Source organism: Clostridium sp. HMP27 (genome assembly GCF_000765165.1).
Lineage (GTDB): Bacteria > Bacillota > Clostridia > Clostridiales > Clostridiaceae > Clostridium_AK.
The window spans coordinates 98234-117153 of record NZ_JMFY01000019.1 but is presented as its reverse complement, the minus strand read 5'-3'; the positions used below and the strand labels follow the sequence as shown (position 1 = coordinate 117153).

At 34.1% G+C, this 18920-nt stretch carries 18 protein-coding genes; all 18 read right to left on the bottom strand.

Features of this window, described 5'->3' with window-relative positions; translation table 11 throughout:
• Positions 1-109: 109 nt before the first annotated feature.
• The 18 genes from DP68_RS11440 to DP68_RS11355 all read right to left on the bottom strand — a co-directional run bounded on the left by DP68_RS11440 (position 110) and on the right by DP68_RS11355 (position 18915).
• On the bottom strand, positions 110-607 hold the full coding sequence (locus tag DP68_RS11440; RefSeq protein ID WP_035309600.1) for a hypothetical protein: 498 nt from the start codon (positions 605-607) through the stop codon (positions 110-112).
• Positions 579-1184, bottom strand: coding sequence for a hypothetical protein (locus DP68_RS11435; protein WP_035309598.1), 606 nt, complete (start codon positions 1182-1184; stop codon positions 579-581). Before DP68_RS11435 ends, DP68_RS11440 begins: the two co-directional genes overlap by 29 nt.
• Before the next feature lie 381 nt (positions 1185-1565).
• Positions 1566-2609 carry a DUF6339 family protein gene (locus tag DP68_RS18960; RefSeq protein WP_052085767.1) on the bottom strand — a complete coding sequence of 348 codons (1044 nt, stop codon included), beginning with the start codon at positions 2607-2609 and terminating at the stop codon, positions 1566-1568.
• A gap of 1 nt (position 2610) precedes the next feature.
• Positions 2611-3501: a hypothetical protein gene (locus DP68_RS11425; protein ID WP_291548768.1), complete on the bottom strand. Its 891-nt coding sequence runs from the start codon at positions 3499-3501 to the stop codon at positions 2611-2613.
• Positions 3482-5392 (bottom strand): hypothetical protein, encoded by a 1911-nt coding sequence (locus DP68_RS11420; RefSeq protein ID WP_035309595.1) that lies wholly within the window; start codon positions 5390-5392, stop codon positions 3482-3484. Before DP68_RS11420 ends, DP68_RS11425 begins: the two co-directional genes overlap by 20 nt.
• Before the next feature lie 5 nt (positions 5393-5397).
• Positions 5398-5622, bottom strand: a complete 225-nt coding sequence (locus DP68_RS11415) for a hypothetical protein (protein ID WP_035309593.1) — start codon at positions 5620-5622, stop codon at positions 5398-5400.
• A gap of 179 nt (positions 5623-5801) precedes the next feature.
• The gene (locus tag DP68_RS11410) at positions 5802-7367 is read right to left on the bottom strand and encodes a recombinase family protein (protein WP_035309591.1); all 1566 of its coding nucleotides are present in this window, start codon (positions 7365-7367) and stop codon (positions 5802-5804) included.
• The gene (locus tag DP68_RS11405) at positions 7360-7785 is read right to left on the bottom strand and encodes a recombinase (RefSeq protein ID WP_035309588.1); all 426 of its coding nucleotides are present in this window, start codon (positions 7783-7785) and stop codon (positions 7360-7362) included. The genes DP68_RS11410 and DP68_RS11405 overlap by 8 nt, the downstream gene beginning before the upstream one ends.
• Positions 7786-7787: 2 nt before the next feature.
• Positions 7788-9347 carry a recombinase family protein gene (locus DP68_RS11400; protein ID WP_035309587.1) on the bottom strand — a complete coding sequence of 520 codons (1560 nt, stop codon included), beginning with the start codon at positions 9345-9347 and terminating at the stop codon, positions 7788-7790.
• Positions 9348-9409: 62 nt separating this feature from the next.
• The gene (locus DP68_RS11395; protein ID WP_035309585.1) at positions 9410-9628 is read right to left on the bottom strand and encodes an SHOCT domain-containing protein; all 219 of its coding nucleotides are present in this window, start codon (positions 9626-9628) and stop codon (positions 9410-9412) included.
• Positions 9629-9807: 179 nt separating this feature from the next.
• Positions 9808-10491 carry an N-acetylmuramoyl-L-alanine amidase gene (locus DP68_RS11390; RefSeq protein WP_035309583.1) on the bottom strand — a complete coding sequence of 228 codons (684 nt, stop codon included), beginning with the start codon at positions 10489-10491 and terminating at the stop codon, positions 9808-9810.
• Positions 10484-10894: a phage holin family protein gene (locus tag DP68_RS11385; protein WP_035309581.1), complete on the bottom strand. Its 411-nt coding sequence runs from the start codon at positions 10892-10894 to the stop codon at positions 10484-10486. Before DP68_RS11385 ends, DP68_RS11390 begins: the two co-directional genes overlap by 8 nt.
• Before the next feature lie 30 nt (positions 10895-10924).
• The gene (locus DP68_RS11380; RefSeq protein ID WP_035309579.1) at positions 10925-12280 is read right to left on the bottom strand and encodes a hypothetical protein; all 1356 of its coding nucleotides are present in this window, start codon (positions 12278-12280) and stop codon (positions 10925-10927) included.
• Positions 12281-12290: 10 nt separating this feature from the next.
• On the bottom strand, positions 12291-13418 hold the full coding sequence (locus DP68_RS11375) for a hypothetical protein (RefSeq protein WP_035309578.1): 1128 nt from the start codon (positions 13416-13418) through the stop codon (positions 12291-12293).
• A 1-nt stretch (position 13419) separates the two neighbouring features.
• Complete coding sequence (locus tag DP68_RS11370) at positions 13420-15276, bottom strand: phage tail spike protein (protein ID WP_035309576.1); 1857 nt, start codon at positions 15274-15276, stop codon at positions 13420-13422.
• Entirely contained in the window at positions 15276-15983 is a 708-nt protein-coding gene (locus DP68_RS11365) for a distal tail protein Dit (RefSeq protein ID WP_035309574.1), read from the bottom strand. Before DP68_RS11365 ends, DP68_RS11370 begins: the two co-directional genes overlap by 1 nt.
• 1 nt (position 15984) lies before the next feature.
• Positions 15985-18429 (bottom strand): phage-like protein, encoded by a 2445-nt coding sequence (locus DP68_RS11360; RefSeq protein ID WP_035309571.1) that lies wholly within the window; start codon positions 18427-18429, stop codon positions 15985-15987.
• A gap of 201 nt (positions 18430-18630) precedes the next feature.
• Positions 18631-18915 carry a hypothetical protein gene (locus tag DP68_RS11355; RefSeq protein ID WP_035309570.1) on the bottom strand — a complete coding sequence of 95 codons (285 nt, stop codon included), beginning with the start codon at positions 18913-18915 and terminating at the stop codon, positions 18631-18633.
• Between the last annotated feature and the right edge of the window lie 5 nt (positions 18916-18920).

Here is an 18920-nt window from a genome sequence, read left to right as displayed (position 1 = left end):
TTTCCTGTTGGCTCGAGAGGACAGCAAGTACGTCATATCCGACCTCTCGTTTGTGGAAACATATCCACCGACTTTTTACCCTAACAGTTGTCGTGAATATATCCATTCTCTAATCCTCAAAATTATCTTCTGTTATCAACACTGCCGGAACATACTCACATTCAGGAACCATGCGTTTTATGATTTGAAAACAATCCTTAAATTCATCCCCTGGCAGAAAGAATGTCTTCTTGAATTTAGTTTTATCAGAATATGTAATAATGAATTCTATCCCACCTATATCTGTGCAGAACATATCTGTGTCATGATTTACAATTACAGGCATAACCCCAACCAAATCATCATATAGTTTTTTAAATACCGGACTGTTAGTCTTGTAAGACCACTTCCTTGAAGGATTTATTTCTGTTTCAAACATAGGATGATATTCGTATGCTATGCTCTCCTCTGTCACTGTAACCTTGTCAGAGTAAGCCTCGTCCGAACAGCAATATCCTGACGCACCCTTGATTACTATTTTAGAAATTTCAATCATAATCACACCGCCTTTACTTATTAGTGGACCTAATAATACATCATTACAATTTCTTCGGCAGCTTAATATCAAATTTACCACCTAATGCGGCTGCACCTATTCCAACAACTGTGAGTACAACAAAACTTGCTACACGAAGTGTCTTCAAATTAAATTCTTTCTTTTCTGAGTCTTTTTTATCAGCCATACGAGCAGTTTCCATTTCCTGTTCTCGTATCTCTGTATCTTTTTTATCCACCAGATGGAAAATTTCCATCTCACGATCAATGATTTCTTTTTGCTGTTCCTGTGTCAAATTAGGATTATCAAGGCACTTACTTAAATCAGAACGTACTTTATCAGCAAATACAATATACTCTTTTCTGCTTTCATGTGAGCCTTCAAGTTCTTTATTTAAGATACCATACACTTGATTTGTACTGTCATCATCACTTACAATAATCTTTTCAAGAATTTCTTTGTACTCAACCATTGAAGACTGAATCAGCTTTACAAGTTCAGGAAACTGTGCAAGAACCTGCTGTGCCACTTCCGGACGCAACTCACTCAGTTTTGAAGCATAACTCAGTACATCATTTTTTGATAAATTTTTGAAATCAGTTCTCTCCATAAGTGATAGGAATTGTTTTTCTACATTGGTATATTCCATAGTCTTTAGCCTCCTATTGTTAATATATCTTGTTCTTATATGACGTTATTCTCCCGGCAAATCAAAATCTTCATCCGTGCATTTACGGATAATGTGCTTTGTCTTATCAACTGGCAGCGGAACATCTTCTTCGCTGTTTTTGGGAACATATAAACTAATTTCTTTCGTTCACGAGAACATATCAACTTTCTGAAATATTCATCCGAAAATTAAAATATACCGTTTGTCTGTTTATAGAAGTGAATCCACATTGGCTTTCTACCTTATAATAGCAAAGATCGTCATCTACCATCTACTCGACCTATAAATCATAGGAAATAGGTCTGCTTTTGTATATGGAACAAGTCCCTCCCGCCGTCACAACTTTGGACTTTCATCATCTCACACTCTCTCAATTTGATATGTTTTATCTTGGAACTCAACTGAATCACCAGTCCGTCTGCCTAATAGCATTTTTGCTAGAGGTGGAATTGTAGCAGTATCACGAATATAATCTACAGCAATTGTTTTTATTTCTTCCGTTTCGATTACTTTTACCAATACTTTTTGACCAATAGCAACATAAACATCATCTTCTTTATCTTCTGTTTCCCCATCATCTTCATTGGTGATTTCTTCAATTCCATCGGATGTTTCATCCGGCTCAATACCTTGTTCATCACCTTGGATAATAGCATAAATATTTTCAATCATTATTTCTGCAATATCATCTTCGCTTAAGCAGTCAAGTATTAAACCGCCGCCTACAGCATTTAATAATTGTAAAGAAGGTCTAATGTGTTCTCTTAGTGTAATTTGAACTCCCTCATCCTTAAAATACTTAATTCCATTAACGATTCCACCTAGAATCGTAGGATTTGATGAGAAATTATTACTATAAAAAATATCAGATATTTTACTACTAATATCATTACTTCCGATTATATCAAGTTTCTCAAAAGGATTGGCCTTAGTTCCATCAAAGGTATTTCTTCCAACCCACCAACACTTAGCCAGTGTATTTCTATAAAGACCAGCACGTGTTCCTCCTGAAAAGAAAAAACGTGATTTTATATTAGAAACAGCTTCTTTTTGAGTTTTAGGTTGTTTGCTATGATAATCCCATCTCTTCCTAACATAATTATAAAATACAGAATGACATAAACCTGCCCACAATCTCTCGTCACTTGCTTGTGATTCATTCAAAAATGAAAGATTTTTATATAGAATTTTGCAGTTATTGAATTCAATGTCACCGATTGACATATCAGAATCAAGATTAGAAAGTTGAAAATCCGGCACTTCCTTATATTCTATAAATGGGTCACCACCACATATTGTCCAAATCCACTTATTATCCTTCTCGGTAAAATATTTATTATATACCAAGTCAATATTATCTTTAAGAATATCTAGTGCCTCTTTTTTCATGAAATATAGTTTCATTTTAGATATCCTCCTCGTCTTCCATGTTTTCGAATAATTCAGTAAACATAGATAATGCTTTGCTTAATGGTAATTCCATTGCCTCTTGAGCTAACTGAACTGATGTTTTCAATTCATCTCTTATCTCATCAATAAAATTCACGCCTCTTTTTTCATAGGCTTTACTTAAAGAAATATACCATGCTTTTCCTTGATTTGTTTCTATACCTGTTTCCTGCTTTAGTTCTTCAAATACATATACTAGGGCAGGGAAAATTAGCATAGAGTTCAATATTGGTTGAAACTGAACTTTCTTACAAAAGCGTGAGTATATACCATATTCTTGTGTACCTAAACCTATTTTAATTTGTGCTGAATCGATATTAACGTCCATAGGCTTTTCCTCAGTAGTTAATCGCTTATAAACCATAAAAATTGAACTTGCACTTGTTAATTCCTCATAATTTTTAACAATATCTAATGCCGGCAAATTCTTATATCCAAGTATATTTCCTTTTGAGAAATCAAATGAAACACCAGTATAATCATCATTCCAATCGGAATTTATGAAATTGTTAATGCTTTCTTTAGAAACAATCAATGCAATAATTTCTAATTTACCATATATTCTTCCAACAGGAATATCTATACCTGATTGTTCAGTTATCGAATGGAGCGTTGTTCTAAATGCTGTGTTGGAACACTCAATATGGATTACATATTCTGCCTTCCCACCAATAATTAGATTTCGAAGTTCTTCATTATCTAGAGTGAAGTTAAATTCAAGTTGCAAATTGTTAACACCGTTCATCCTATATTGAAGATCCACATCAAAAACAGATGAATTGTAATCATCTTTTTCTTCACTCAATACTGGGTAAGCATATAATCGTTTAGTTATGTTCATATACATTTACCTCCATAGCATAATCTCTTGAGTCCACTAAAGAAAATTCAATCATTACTTTTTCATTACCTTTTAAATTTAAAAAACTTATTCCAACGGAACTGCATTTTATATTTTCACAGGCAGAAATACCAGTAGCTGATTTGACTTGAAGTTTATTGGATTTACCATTTTCACCTACAGTAACTATTTCTATGTGACCAGCTTGTACATTTCTTGGCACTTCAAAAGAGGCTCTGAACTTATTATTTGCAATCTTAATAATACGAATATTTTTTAATGCCTGATGGGTATCACCACTATATTTCTCATGAACAGTATCTCGACCACCTTGAGAGGTAGTTCCTCTATGTGTATCTTTTTTTGTTCTTTGACGTTTGCCACCTAAAGTTCTTGTTGTTGGAAAGCCACCTTGTCCAACATTTCCCTGCGTATCTCTACTCTTTGATTGCCCTTCACCTTCGTTACCATGAAACAGACCTTTTGGCTTGCTTTGAGATGTTGCTCTTGGTTGAATTAGGATATCGCCAATAGTGTTATGTAAATCTTCTTTTTTATTGTCACCATGCTGGGTTGCTGATGAAGATTCTTTTTGAAGAACGCTACTAAGTCCTTCTACTTCTATTTCTTCATCACTAGAATATTCACCTAAACCTAGAATCATATCTCTAACCCATTGTTTCAACTCATCATGATATTCTTTAGCTTGGGCTGGATTTTTTGTATACCTACCTGGAACCCATTTATCATGTGAAGGAGTTTCCATTTCTCTGAAATACTCATTTAACTCTTTTCCTTGCATTTCCAAAAGACCGGAAAAAGAAATTAAACGAGATATATTTCCTATCGTTAACAATTTCATTCCAGAAGTTCGAGTAACAAGTACTTTTCTATTTAGCTTTTCTTCTGCATCAACGAGAACACTAAGTTTTAATGTGCCTAACCCATGAAAGTCTTTTGTGAACACTTTGGTTTCAGGGTTAGATAAAACTTTGTAATAACAATAAGCTTGTCTTACTTTGGTTTTATAACGTTCTATAAATGCAGGCAAGTTAGTAGCATTAATCTTCCTAGAGTTTACAGATACCACGAGTTTATTTTTATAAATTGCCATAAGGAAATTTTCTAGTACTTCGCAAATTACATCATCTTCCCATGTTGTTGCTGCATTAAAGCCATAGACAAAAACATCTGTACCCACTACAGTTCTATTTTGCAGATTATCTAGTTCTACAATTGTTTCTACAGGTAAATTACCATGGGTATCACCATAATAACCAAATCCTGTGGTCATGGTACGAAGTGTATCCGTCTCATCTTCAGGGAATGAAATAAATCTTGAAACACCTTGGGCTGCTATTTCATTTTCAGCATTCAGCGTTCTATAAAAAACCAATCTATAATCTGAATTACAAAAGGGCGCATTTTTCCCTATTCCAAAAGCGCCAGCTTTATCACCAGTTTTAGTTGCGCCACCATCAATTTTTGTTAATGCATTCCAACCGTCATCACTATCTCCATAAGGATCAATTAATCCTGTGGTATTATAATCACTTATTCTAAGTACAAAAGTGTTTTGATTTTCTATTGCCTTTATTGCCTTTTTTAGATACGCAATTGTTTTTTCACTTTTCCGATTCGAGTAATAGTTGTATGCTTTATGTAGTTTATTTTTATATATTTCGTAGCCAGGTATATCATTTGATTGAATTCTATAACGTTCAAATTCTACAACGACCTCCGATGAAGAACCGTCTGGGGTAGCATCTAAAGAATTTTGACATATTTCTCTTGCTAAAGATTGAATTTCTGTACCAGTAAATGTTTCAATACCAGCATCTGAAATACCTCTCGTTTGACCACACCCATTATTAGGGAAATTCCATGCAATATCCATTCTGATCACCTCAATGTAAATTTATCATCTTTTTCTCCTGAACCTTGAAACTTACTTTTGCAACTTTTTAGTTCTTGCTCAAGGGCAGAGAATATTTTTTTGACATCTATTTCGTCATATTCATAGGTTGCCTTATTTGAACAATTGCTTAGTAATCTAATCATATCAATTATTTTATTTGTACGGGCCTCTGCAATTCTAAGAAACTTGTCATGTTTAGATTCTGGCATTATAAAGTCCTCCCTCAAAAGTATTTTATCTATATTGTAAATATACGCTGTATATTTGTCAATATATCTTCATTATATTAAAATTATTTTGAAACTATTTTGAAATTATTTTAATAATATTTATCAAACAAAAAACACCCTGCATTTCTGCAAGGTGCTACCTTCTGTAACCTATTCTTTTATCTCTCCACATCCACGCTCGTGCCTGACTTGAATTCCACCGAAAACTTTTTCTCATAAACCGTTACCTTTTCAACCATTCGTCTCACAAGAGATTCATCATATTCCTCTATCTGCTCCACCTGTTCTGCAAGAAACTCCTGCATCTCGGCAATTCGCTGTTTCAAGCCTTCTCGTTCCGCATTCTCTGCCATAGCATTCTGCTTTAGTTCTCGCACACGGTCTATCTCATCAGCAAGGTCGTTATAATCCTTTTTGGAATTGGCTCGTTTCAGCAGTTCCTTTTGCAATTCTTCCAGTTTGGCATTGATGCTTTCCATAGAACCTTCGTCCTCCAAAGCAAGTACCGATGCAATGTTCTGCTCCAAGGCTATAAGCATATTATCCTTGCCCCCAAGTGCTATATTGATAGCTTTTACAACAGCCTCTTGCAGTTCCGTTTCCTGAACCGTTGGGGCATCACAGTAGCTTGGACCATGTTCCACTCGGGTGACACATCGCCAAACAAAGGAACGCTTTCCTCTGTTATTCCAAGCAATTCTGCGATATATGTCACCACACTTTGGGCAATAGACAATACTTGAAAGAGCATACTTGCTACTATAAACCCTTTTCTTTCGGTTAGCACCACTGTGGAGATTTGTTCTTCTTAACATTTCTTCCTGCACCTGCATATAAAGATCTCGTGGTATGATGGCTTCGTGGCTATTTTCTACATAATACTGTGGAACGATGCCGTTATTTTTAACTCGCTTTTTTGTGAGTACATCCACCGTATATGTTTTCTGCAAAAGGGCATCACCGATGTATTTCTCATTTTTTAGGATTTTCTTTATAGTTTCTGGTCTCCATCTTGCTTTCCCTGCTGCAGTTAGGATACCATCTGATTCCAAACTTTCTCCGATTTGTTTCAGGCTTGCTCCTTGCAAATACTCCAAATAAATACGTTTTACAATCTCTGCCTCAGTAGGTTCAATAATAAGATGACCTTCATCATCTTTGGTATATCCCATAAAACGATTGTGGTTCACCTGTACCTCACCGTTTTGGTAACGGAACTGCAATCCCAGCTTTACATTCTTGCTTAAGGATTCCGATTCTTGTTGGGCAAGGCTCGCCATAATCGTAAGTAGAATCTCTCCCTTAGAATCTAAGCTATTGATATTTTCTTTTTCAAAGTATACGGAAATGTTCTTTTCCTTTAATAATCTAATGTATTTCAGGCAATCAAGGGTATTTCTCGCAAATCTACTGATGGACTTTGTAATAATCATATCGATGTTACCAGCCATACACTCCTCAATCATACGATTAAATTCTTCACGCTTTTTAGTATTAGTGCCTGAAATACCATCATCAGCAAATATCTCAGCAAACTCCCATTCTTCATTTTTTTGTATAAAATTGGTGTAGTGCTCTATCTGTGCCTCGTAACTTGTAGCTTGCTCATCGCTGTCGGTACTTACACGGCAGTACGCTGCGACTCTGAGTCTTGGCTTGCCTTCCATCTTTACAGTATTGCCCATACGTTTTCGTGCTGGGATAAATGTTATGCTTTTATTCATCTTCTGACACCTCACTTTTTATCAATCCATATGCATATTCTGCCTGTGCAAATGGATCCGTATATTTTAACTGTACCTTTGGCATGGTAAAACGCACCATTGGCTTTGGTTTTTCCTGCTTTTCAAGCTCTCGAATCCTTCCAAGAGAGCCAGCTCTTGCAATTCTAATTTCTTCAGCTTTATCAAATGTTTCTTTATCAATTATGGCAGGATAGAAGTCATCCCCAAGGTAATACCTCTTTCTAAGCATCATTCCAGCACTACTATGAGCTAACTTTAATCCTGCATTTTCAGCAGCTACCTTAAGTGCCAAGCCAGAAATATAGCCTTTGTAAAAATTTCTTATATTTTCAGCCTGTTCTTCATCAACCACTGCTTTTCCATCTATAATTTTGTATCCATAAGGTATGTGTGCCATTATTATGCCATCCTTTCCCTAAGTTCTAATCCACATTTTAATAGGAATATAATCTCCTCTCTTGAAACAACTGTAATCTTATCCACGTGGGCAAGAAATACTTCATCTTCATACTCCTTCAGCATTTCACTTCCAGAAACATATTTTATTAGCTTTTCCAAAGCATCAAATTTTGTTCTATCACCACTTACTGAATGCATCAGCTTGTTTTTTTCAGTCTCTAACATTTCTTTTTCCTGAATCAAGGTGTTGTTTTCACTGTTAAATAGTGCAGGTTCTAAAATGCCACTTGCCATTAGGCTTGTAAGCACCTGTCTTTGTTCCATATTCTTTTCAAGCTTAGTTTCGTATTCTTGTATCTGCAGTAATCGGTATTTATCATCTAGCCCTTGCAAGCTGCGAAGTAGCGGTCTTAGCACCACTTGATGTGAAAAAATCAGCTTATTCATCATTGTAAGAAAATCCACCTTTATGCTATCGTCTGTGATATATTTCATGGAGCAGGCATCCTTATCTTCAATGTGATAGGTGCAACACCAAGCCACATAATTTCCACTTGGTTTATTATGAATTCTTCGTTTAAAAACACTACCACACTCTCCACATCTGATTTTCCCTGAAAAACCATAACGGTTTTGATAACGCTGGGTATTCTCACCATTGCCTTTTTCCTTACCACGCTGGCTCATAACTTCATTAGCTTTGTTAAAAACTTCGTGGCTTATGATCGCCTCGTGATGGGATGTACATAAATATTGGTCTTGCTCTCCATAGTTTGTATGACGGTTAAAACTGCTATCTGTGTATGTTTTCTGAAAAATAACATCTCCTGTATACTTCTCATTTCGGATAATGGCATTAACAGTTCCAGAAGTCCATTTACTGCCTTTTTTACTTTTAACACCAAGTTCATTTAGTTCTTTTGCAATGGTATGGGTACTCTTTCCTGCAAGAGTATCTGTAAATATCTGTTTTACCACTTCTGCCTGCTCTGGCACAATTACCATTTCTCCATTAATGTTTGCATATCCATAGGGGGGATAAGAAATTATGTAGGTGCCATCCTGAAAACGCTTCTTAATGCTCCATTTTTCATTTTCTGAAATGGACACCGATTCACTTTCTGCAAGACTGCTTAAAATGGAAAGCATCAGTTCACTCTCCATAGAGCCAGTGTTGAGATTTTCCTTTTCAAAATTAATGTATACATTTAAATCAAGCAGTTTTCTTACTATCTCCAAACAGTCTGTTGTATTCCTGCAAAATCGGCTGATGGACTTTGTAATCACCAAATCAATCATACCTTTTTCACAGTCTGCAATAAGAGAAAGCAATCCACTCCTGACTTCTTTTTTAGTGCCTGTGACCCCTTCGTCAAAATAAAGACCAGAGTACTCCCATTTATCATTGGCTTTGATGTAATTTTCATAATGTACCTTTTGTGCATCAAGACTTATTAGTTGTTCATCACTTGCTGTAGATACTCTGCAATAGGCAGCAACACGGATTTTTTTCTTGACTGATAACACTTTGTTTTCTTCGATTTTTGTTATCCTTTTCATCAACTCACCTCGCTTTCCGTTAGGTCACATATTACCTCTGAACCCTATATAAATCAACGAGTTCAGCGCATTATTTCTACCAAATATGGTGAGAAAGTTTGTCGGTTTTTCTCTGTGATTTTGTTAAATTCATCTAAACTTATTAGCCCCTTTTCAAGAATAGATTTCAGTATCTTCTGAGCAAGAATATAATCGTATTCCCGTTGTAATTCTTCCTGCGTATATATCTTCCTTGCAGATATAGGCATCTGCTGTTCGTCTGTGATTTTTGTAACCTGCATAGGTTTCCCTCCCATCCTTGAGGATTTATCCCTCTAACTTCCTAAGGACAAAAATCATAAATTCGGACGGATGTTTTATAAAAAGGAAAAAGCCTGCAAGAATCTCCGAAGAGAATCCTACAGGCTGTCATTTAATTAATATTTAGTTAAACTTTTGTGGTGTAATCAAGGAGTAGCAGTTACTTATTAAATATCATAATTGTAGCATCAAAGCCTGCTGCTTTTAGCTTCTGAACTTGCTTTTCAGCATTTTCTCTTACTGCGTATGAACCTGCCATAACTCTATAAAAAGTTTGTTTACTCGCTGATTGCGTTGGTGCTAACGGTTCAACATAATCAATTCCTACTTGTGCGAGAATAGCTTTTGCCAATGCCTTTATTATTTCATCTCTTTTCGCTTCAAATAAATTGTTGTCCCCTGTGTTATCAATAAAGCCTATCTCTATTAATACTGCTGGAGCCTTGGTTTCTCTTAATACATGATAGTTAGCTTCCTTTACACATCTATCTACAAAACCCAATGCTACAAGAGATGTTTGTATCCTTTGAGCCAAACTTTTAGATTTTGTTCCTGAATTTAAATAAGTATAGGTTTCTACTCCTTTTGCTTGTTCTGGCTGAAAGGCATTTCTATGGAAGGAAATGAAATAATCATAGGTATTTCTATTTTCAAAATTACTTCTATCATTAAGACTTACTGTAGCATCGGTCGTTCTTGTTTCATCAACAGTAACACTATGCCTTCTTACCTCTGCTGCTACAGCTCTGCCTATGCTTAGAACATCATTGCTTTCCTTTCTACCATTATAACAAGCACCGCTGTCTTCTCCACCATGTCCATAATCAAAACATAATCTAGCCATTACTATTCTCCTCCTTATTTAACTGTTCCAAAATATCCTTTAATTTTTGTGGTATTGGTAATCCTATCTTTGCTGAATTTTCTATAATGCTTATACCTTCATTAGAAACATAGAAAAAAATAACAGCAGTACGAATTGCACTACCGTTCTTAAGAAGATAAACATCTATAATATTTCCTATGCCAACAAAAGCAAAAATCAATACCTTTTTGAAAATTCCTCTAAACCCTACCTCACTTGATAGCTTTCTTTCTAGCACCGCTACCATTAAGCCTGTTACATAGTCAATGACAACAAAAGTAATCAGTGCATACATAAAGCCATCAACCCCTCCTAAGAACCAGCCAATATAGCCGCCGATGGCAGCACATACTGCTTGAATAAAACTAATTGTATTTTTCATCTTATCTGTTCTCCCCTTTTATTTTATATATTAATGCAGTGGCATATCCAATGGATTAACATATTCACAAGTAAAATCATACTGAATTTTCATAGTGTTAGTTGGAGTTTTAGTTATAGGCTCTGGGAGCAATGTATGAGCTGCAGCAGGAACTACATAATATTCTGCAATTGAACCATAATTGAGTGAGATATAAGCATACAATGTTTGTCTTGCTTGATCCCAACAAATGCTGTAGTAATCGAGCGAAGCTAAATTAGTGCTACCATAAATACTTAAATCTTCATTTACTTGAATGCATCTGTTTCCATTTATCATTATCCATAGTTTATTATTAGGTATTTCAGTTATATAACCATCATAAGATGTTCCAGTAAAAACATCTGCTTTGCTTACAAATGTTCCATCTTTATTATATTTTGCTATGCAGTTCTTATATTTAGAACTTGAGCCTGAAGTATCGGTGCATCCACCATATGTTATAAATATATAGTTAGCTGTTACAGCTATATCTGTATAATCTACACTATAAACCAAATCTCCTGGAAGTACTGCACTTTTAGTATAAGATGCAATGATACTAAAATTTTTATCTGTTTTTTTAAATGATCCATCACTAAGTAGCAACCAAAAATTTATACCATCATAAGCTATTGCTTTTGTTGTTACACTTAAAGTTATATCGCTCTTTCTTTCCTTAGTTACCTTATCATAAACTCTAATAGTTTGACCTGTCCCTACTAAATGGTATAAATTAGTTTCATCTACACATAAATTTGAACTTGAATATATACCAGCAGAAGATGTTCCTACAGCTACATAATCTTTTCTATATATTTTATTTATCACAGGATCTTGAGCTTCACTAAGACTGCTATCTCCTCCTGTCCAATATATACTTTTAAAAGTTCCGTTTGCTGCATGAGTAGGAAAATCTATTACAAGATGTTTTAATCCAGTTGATCTTGCCCACTCACCTTTATTTATAGTACCTTTTAAAATATTACTACCGCTATAGGTATACCATCCATCTGCGTATCCTACAATATCTCCCCAAGTCCAATAATCATAAGGATCTTCTGGAATATCTCCTGTAGTTAAAACCATTACTCTAAAAGGATAGGTTTCATATATATCTTGCAATAATCCTTGTTGAAGGTTATCCAGCATTGGATAATAAAAGCCATCAAGATAAGCTATATTTCCAAATACTGCTGATATTCTATTTTCACTTTTAGCCTCATAGGTTTGTTTTCCTGTAATCGAATCATATAACTTAACAGTAGCAGTACCAGTAAAAGGCATTATTAATTTTTTCTTTAATACTTCTATGTTAGTACCTTTTATTAAATCTTTACTGTAAGCTACACTTTCTTTAAAAGCCATCATACTCCTCCTATACGGTATTATAGTTAACCCTTATTTGTTTTAGTTTTAAAACATCTACACTTGAAGTTACTTCCATATACCATGCAAACCTAATTGTTTTATTTAAAAGCCCAAGGGATGTCCACTGTGCTTCAGTAATTCCTTGAAGAACTGTAACAGACATCCCTTTTGTTTTTACATCTTGCATATTTGCTATATCCACTAATACCCATGAACTTCCATTCCAAGCTTTCCACGTAACTCCACTATCTGTACTTACTATAAAGGTTATAACTCCACTGCCAGCGTTATCTAAGGTTACTGCTGCATTGATTATATCTATTATATATGCCTCACTAAATAAAATATCTTCCTTCATATTTACAATTGTAGGTTTTGGTTTAATTGTTTGAGTTATCTGTGGTGCTATCATCTCAGCTAGAGGTGACCATATTTTTAATACTGGAGAAGTAGATATAAGTCCTGTTCTTTCTTTATGGTATGTATCATCACCATAGGTTTGGAACTTTTCTGCAGTCAGTGGTAATTCTGAAACTTTAACATAACTTAAAGATACCGAATCCCAGTTCTTAACATCATTCCCATCTACCATAAGGTATTTTATATCTGTTTGAATATATGAACCTTCTTGAATTATATATGATTTTCCTTGAGCTGCCTGTGGTATGAAAGCATAAGATCTACTGCTTTCAAGGGTTAATGTAGTAGTTCCTAGTTCAGGGTTTACAAAAGAATTTGTTCCAGTGTTAGGTATCTTCTCAATTATAAGTATCATTGCACTATCATCAAATAATATAAGTTCCCATACTAAGTTAAGAGTTCCCCAGGTACTGTAACTTTGATGTCCCTCCCATCTGATTCTAAAGGTAGGCTTACCATTTACAGTTTCAGCAGCATAATAAATATTATCTGCTCCAGCATCCCTTCTGTTTACTTTAAGCTGCTCTGTTGCTCCAGTAAACCCAATCCACGAATTACCATTGATATTAATAGTAGTTCTGCAGTTTACATCATTATAAAAAAAATCAAAACCTATGTCTGGGAACTTAACTGTAGAGTCATCATTATGGGAACTTAATAAGGTCATACCACTATTTCCTTTTGGTGCAAGTATATTAGAACTATATACACCCATTCTACTTTACCTCCAGTTTTTCAATACTTGCAAAGTTGATGCTATCTAAAAGCTCAAAACTATACATTTTTCCTGTATCAATAACTTCATCAACTGCCGTTCCTTCATAAACCGTTTTAAAATAAAGCCCTTCATTGTCTACTATCAATAAATTCTCATCTATTAAATATTTGTATTTATACTGAGAAGTAACATATAAAATTTCACCATATTTTTTAATTGAAACTACATAGTTTGTACTCATTTGCTTTCCACTAGTAATTGCTGATATATCTGCTGTTTGATGAGCACTTAATATTGAGGTAGAAGGATTTTGTAATTCAGAACTAATATAGTTACCATTTGTTTTACTTAAATACAATCCACTTATATTTACAAAACTTTGTTTCTCAGAACATTCTGCGTGTGGTGGTTCTGCACTTAGTCCACCTTGAAGATTTCTTCCATCAATCATGCACTGCAGATTAAACATTGGTATAGTTAATGTTCCCGTGTCTACTTTTAAGAAAACAGCTATATAGTGTGCTCCTTTTGAAACTTGTGGAATACCTAGAGGTATACCTATAACATTATCTCCTTGTTGTAATTTGTGTTTTGGAGTAAAAGGAATATCTTTGTTATCTAATTGAATTTGAATTGTTATAGTACAAGCTGCACTAGCAGTACAGTACATAGAAAAACTCATAGAAAGATTAGTAGAAGCTACTGCGGTAACCCCTAAATATATTGGTTCAATAGCTGTTGTGCCTATAGTTAAAGCCACTGGATTTGCATAATAAAGCATAGAAGTTAAAGATCCAGCTACTTTGTTTCCTAGTTCATCTATGGTAGTCTTTATAATTCCCATATCCAATTGATTTAATATACTGTCCCTTGGCTGACCTAGTTCAACTTTTACATTTACTCCAGTTAAAACATCCTTCTTTATTTTAAGCACAGGTACTTTTACATCTATCTCAAAATCCTTATGTCTTACTATAACTAAATCTCCTACGTTAACTTTTTGAAGATGCTTATAGTTTTCATACTCCTTTGTTTTACTAAGTTCAATAAAATCCACATCAATGCTTACTTTACTCAAACCTATTACATTTGCTGATTCTTGAGCTAGTAATCTTAATGTAACTTCATCTTCTGCATCTTTAAACTCTACCTTTTTTATAATAGGAAAGGGAGGATACTTTTCACTATCCCAATTAGGTACATTAATATATTTTTCAGTAAGCTTAATACCATCCTTTCCTACAGGATAAAGCTTTGTTACAACACTAGTGGTATCTACATTAAACTTTAAACCAACTATATTTTTACCCTGAGCAATTAAAACTCCTGCATCTTTACCTATAGAATTAAGTATCTTAATATTAAAGTTATCCCTCTTTAGTTCACCACAACCCCATATATCTAATATAGTAAATATAGCTTCTACAGGGTTTTTCTCTACCAAACTGATTGAATTTGCGATTATAATATCACTATCTGCTGTGTATATAGCAACTAACTCACCTATTAAAGATTTCTCTATAGCTGTTTTTACACTACAATTTTCAGCTTTCATATTTTCTATAAAGTAATAGGAAAGATCATAGAAGATGTGTTTTGCCCATACCTTAGTAATATTTCTCCCATCACTATTTTTCTCTACTTTATATATTCTAAATAGCTGACCATCAGCTTTGACAATATTCCACTCTTCAAGGTACTTTGATTTCTTAGAATTAGCAGGATACTCTAGCTCTAATGAATAATCTCCATTTAACTCTTCATTAATAATGCAACTTAAAGCTTCACTTAACACTCCAAGACCATTACTTTCAAAATTCCCTTTAGTAGTTTTCTTATCATAAATACATATCATTATAACCACCGCCAGTTTGGTAAAAGCTCCACTTTAGTAACATTGCCACTCCATTCTATAATATTTTCACCTGGTTTAAGTTTTAAGAACTCACCTGTCATTTTTCCATTTAAATTGTTTCCTGCATCATCATAGCAATCCTGTATAACTGAATTAATTATAATTTTTTCAGATATACCTTTAAGACTTATCTGCTGTCCATTTATTTTAAAAACTATATCACCAGCACCATAAATGCTTATAATAGGCTCACTATCAATAGTTCCTGGATTAGTTGTAACTGTACCAGAAGTATTTATTGTTACTATATTATTTTCTACTGCATACTTAAAAGGTCTGCAGTTAAATATTATTGGAAATTCACTAAAAATTTTATAAGTTTGTTTAAAGTCTATGGCATTTACGACTTGAGCAATATATTTTTTATCATCTTGAAAACTAAATATCAGATCACTTTCACCTGCTGTAAAGAGCCACGCCTTTATATCATCAATTTTATATGCAAGACTTGAATTGTCCTTTACTGAGCATTCAACAGTTATTGTTATATCCTCATAAGTTTTTTCATCAAACCTTAAATTCGAATCTCTTCCTGGAATATTTATTGTGTTTATTCTGCGTTTAGGAGAAGGAAGAGTTGGTCTTTCAGATATTAAAATCCCAAAGTCATCATAACTATTCTTACAACCAAAATTAAAACTAAGCATCTTAAACTCCTCCCTTTCCCATAGCTATTCTCTGTCTATAAAATTCTAGCTCATATGCAATCTGCTCTATATCTTTATCTGTGTTATTTATGAAATTCTCTATATGCAGAGTAAAACTGTTTTTATTGTCTAAGTTCTTATCTTGTCTTAATGTATCAGTAACTGGTAGTGCCATTTCTCCTATCTTAGTATTAATTTTCATATCTAAGGACAATCCTTTTATAGCCTCTGATACAACATACTTACTTTTATTTATGCCCTCTGCTAAACCTGACATAAAATCTGGCATCCAAGTTTCATAATCGGTAAGTGGGCCTTCATCTGGTACTGAAAAATGAAGGTAACTTCTTATTTTAGCTGCTAATCCACTTACTGCATCTTCAACTTTTCCTATGGAAGCTCTAATTCCATTTACAATTCCATTAACAAAGTCTGCTCCATAACTCCAAGCCTTAGATGGTAAACTAGCCAGATAACTTAAAGCACTATTTATACCACTCTCTATAGAACTTCTTACACTTCCTATAGTGCTATTTACTCCATCCTTCATTCTTATAAACATACTTGATCCATAACTATAAAGCTTTCTTGGAAGTTCTGAAAACCAAGTTAAAATAGAATCCCATATGTTAAGTACTGTTTCTTTTATGTTATTGCAAAGATTTATTACAGTTTCTTTTAATTTACTCCAAGCGTTTATAGCAGTATTCTTTATAGCTTCCCATATATTTGCTAAAGCTATTTTAATGTTATTCCATATGTTTTCTATATCTGATTTCAGCTTTGTAAAATTTCCTGTTACTATATCAAGAATTATAAGTACAGCACCTAAAACAATGTTTTTTATAATATCCCAAGTATTTTGAAATATTGTTTTATAAAAATTCAGTGCTGGCTCTAAGAAACTCTTTATACTATTAAGTCCATTACTTATAGTATTTTTTAAGTTTTCCCAAGCAGTTAATGTTGCAGTTTTTACATTTTCCCAGGCATCAGATATAGATGTTTTAATATTATTAAATACAGTTGTAATAGAATTCCATAGTTCTGAAGCCTTAGCCTTTATAGTGTCCCAGTGCTGATATATTAGCACTCCAGCAACTATAGCTAATCCAATCCCAATAACCCAAGGATTGAACACCATTCCTAAAACTTTAGACATACCACCTAATTTACCAATAGCAGTTGACACCTTACTAAAGGCACTAGATAAATTGCCAACAGCATTTACTACACTAGCCAATCCAACTAAAACAGGCCCAACCGCTGCAATTATAGCACCTACAACAAGTATCGTCTTTTGTGTACTTTGATCTAACTTTGCAAAAGCTTGAATCCATTCATTTAATTTAGTAATTATAGGGGTTATTATAGGTAATATATTTTGTCCCATTGTAGCACCAAGTTCTTTTAAGCTTTCCTGAAACACCCTCATCTGATTAGCTGTACCTGCACCTGTACGTTCAAAATCTCCATGAGCATTTTTGGTTTTTTCCAGAACATAGTTGTATCTAAGCTGGACCTTTTCTGCTTCAGTCATATCTTGAGTTTTCTTTTGTATTCCTTTTGAATAGGCATACTGCTGCAAGTTAGTATCTGTCATTACTACACCTAGCATTTTTAAACTTTCTGTTTCACCAGTGAATATCCCATTTAAGGCTTCTTCAGCTTGTTTTATATCAATGTTTTTAAAACTTGATAAGTCACCAGCTAACCCAACAAGTGACATAGACATTTTTGCGGCTTCTTCTTGATTTAACCCCATACTTGTTGCCATATCACCATAAAGAGCTGCCATATCTAAAGCAGTTCCTTTTGCTATTCCATAACCTTTAAGAGTAGTTTCTGACCAATCCTTGACCTTTTGATTAACACTTCCAAAGGCAACCTCAACTTTATTTAAGCTTTCACTTGTATCTGAGGCTAATTTCACACTTGCAGTGCCTGCTGCAACCAATGGGGCTGTTATAGCTAAGCTTAATTTTGAGCCTACATTACCTAATCCCTCTCCAATTGTTTTCATCTTACTTCCAACCGTATCAAGGCTTTTACCTAGTGAAGTCCATTTACTACTCTGAACCTCTATTTCTTTGTTAGTCTTTGAAAGATTGTTTTCCATTTGTGAGAGAGCTTGTTTAGCATTATTTAATTTTATTTCAAGTGCTTGAGTTGCCTCACTATCTTTACCTTTAGTTTCAGCACTTTTATTGTAGGCTTGCTCAAGTGTACTTACTTTTTGTTTCTGAAGCTCTAATTGTTTAGACAGGCTTTCTGATTTTAATTTGAGTCCTTCAAGACCTTTTGCATTTTCTCCAAGTGCTGCAGTATTAGCTTTAAACTCACTATCAAGAACTCTAAGATTTCTATTAATACTACTTATACCATTTTGAAAACCACTAGAATCTAAACCTATTTTCACCGCCAAACTTCCAAGTTCTTCTGCCACTCTCTCACCACCTCTACAAAATATTTAAAACAGCATTCAAGTTCTGTCTGTATTCCTTATTAGCTCTGTAAATTAAAATATCGAAATAATAAAATATATCCATCTCGTCAATATCATTTAATGTCCAACTCTGCTCTAAAAGCTGAGAATAAATTTCTTTTATAAAATCAAGCGGAGATAGCTTTTTATCACTATCTCCGCTTACTTGTTTGGGAATTCCTCCAATTTACTTCCCATAGTTCCTACTATTCCATTTATGCTGTCATTAAGAGTTTCTATAAGCTTATCTGCATCAAGTCCATCATAAAAATCATCTCTGCTGAATTTATTCCCGTATAACTCAACCACAAAATCAACTAAGCCATCTAAATCCTTTGTTTTTAGATTATTGAAGTCTACATTTTCATTTACCTCTATTGCTTTTCTAAGCATTCTTGTTTTCACCTTAGGCATTACATAGATCTTATCGTTCAATACTAATTCCAAATTCT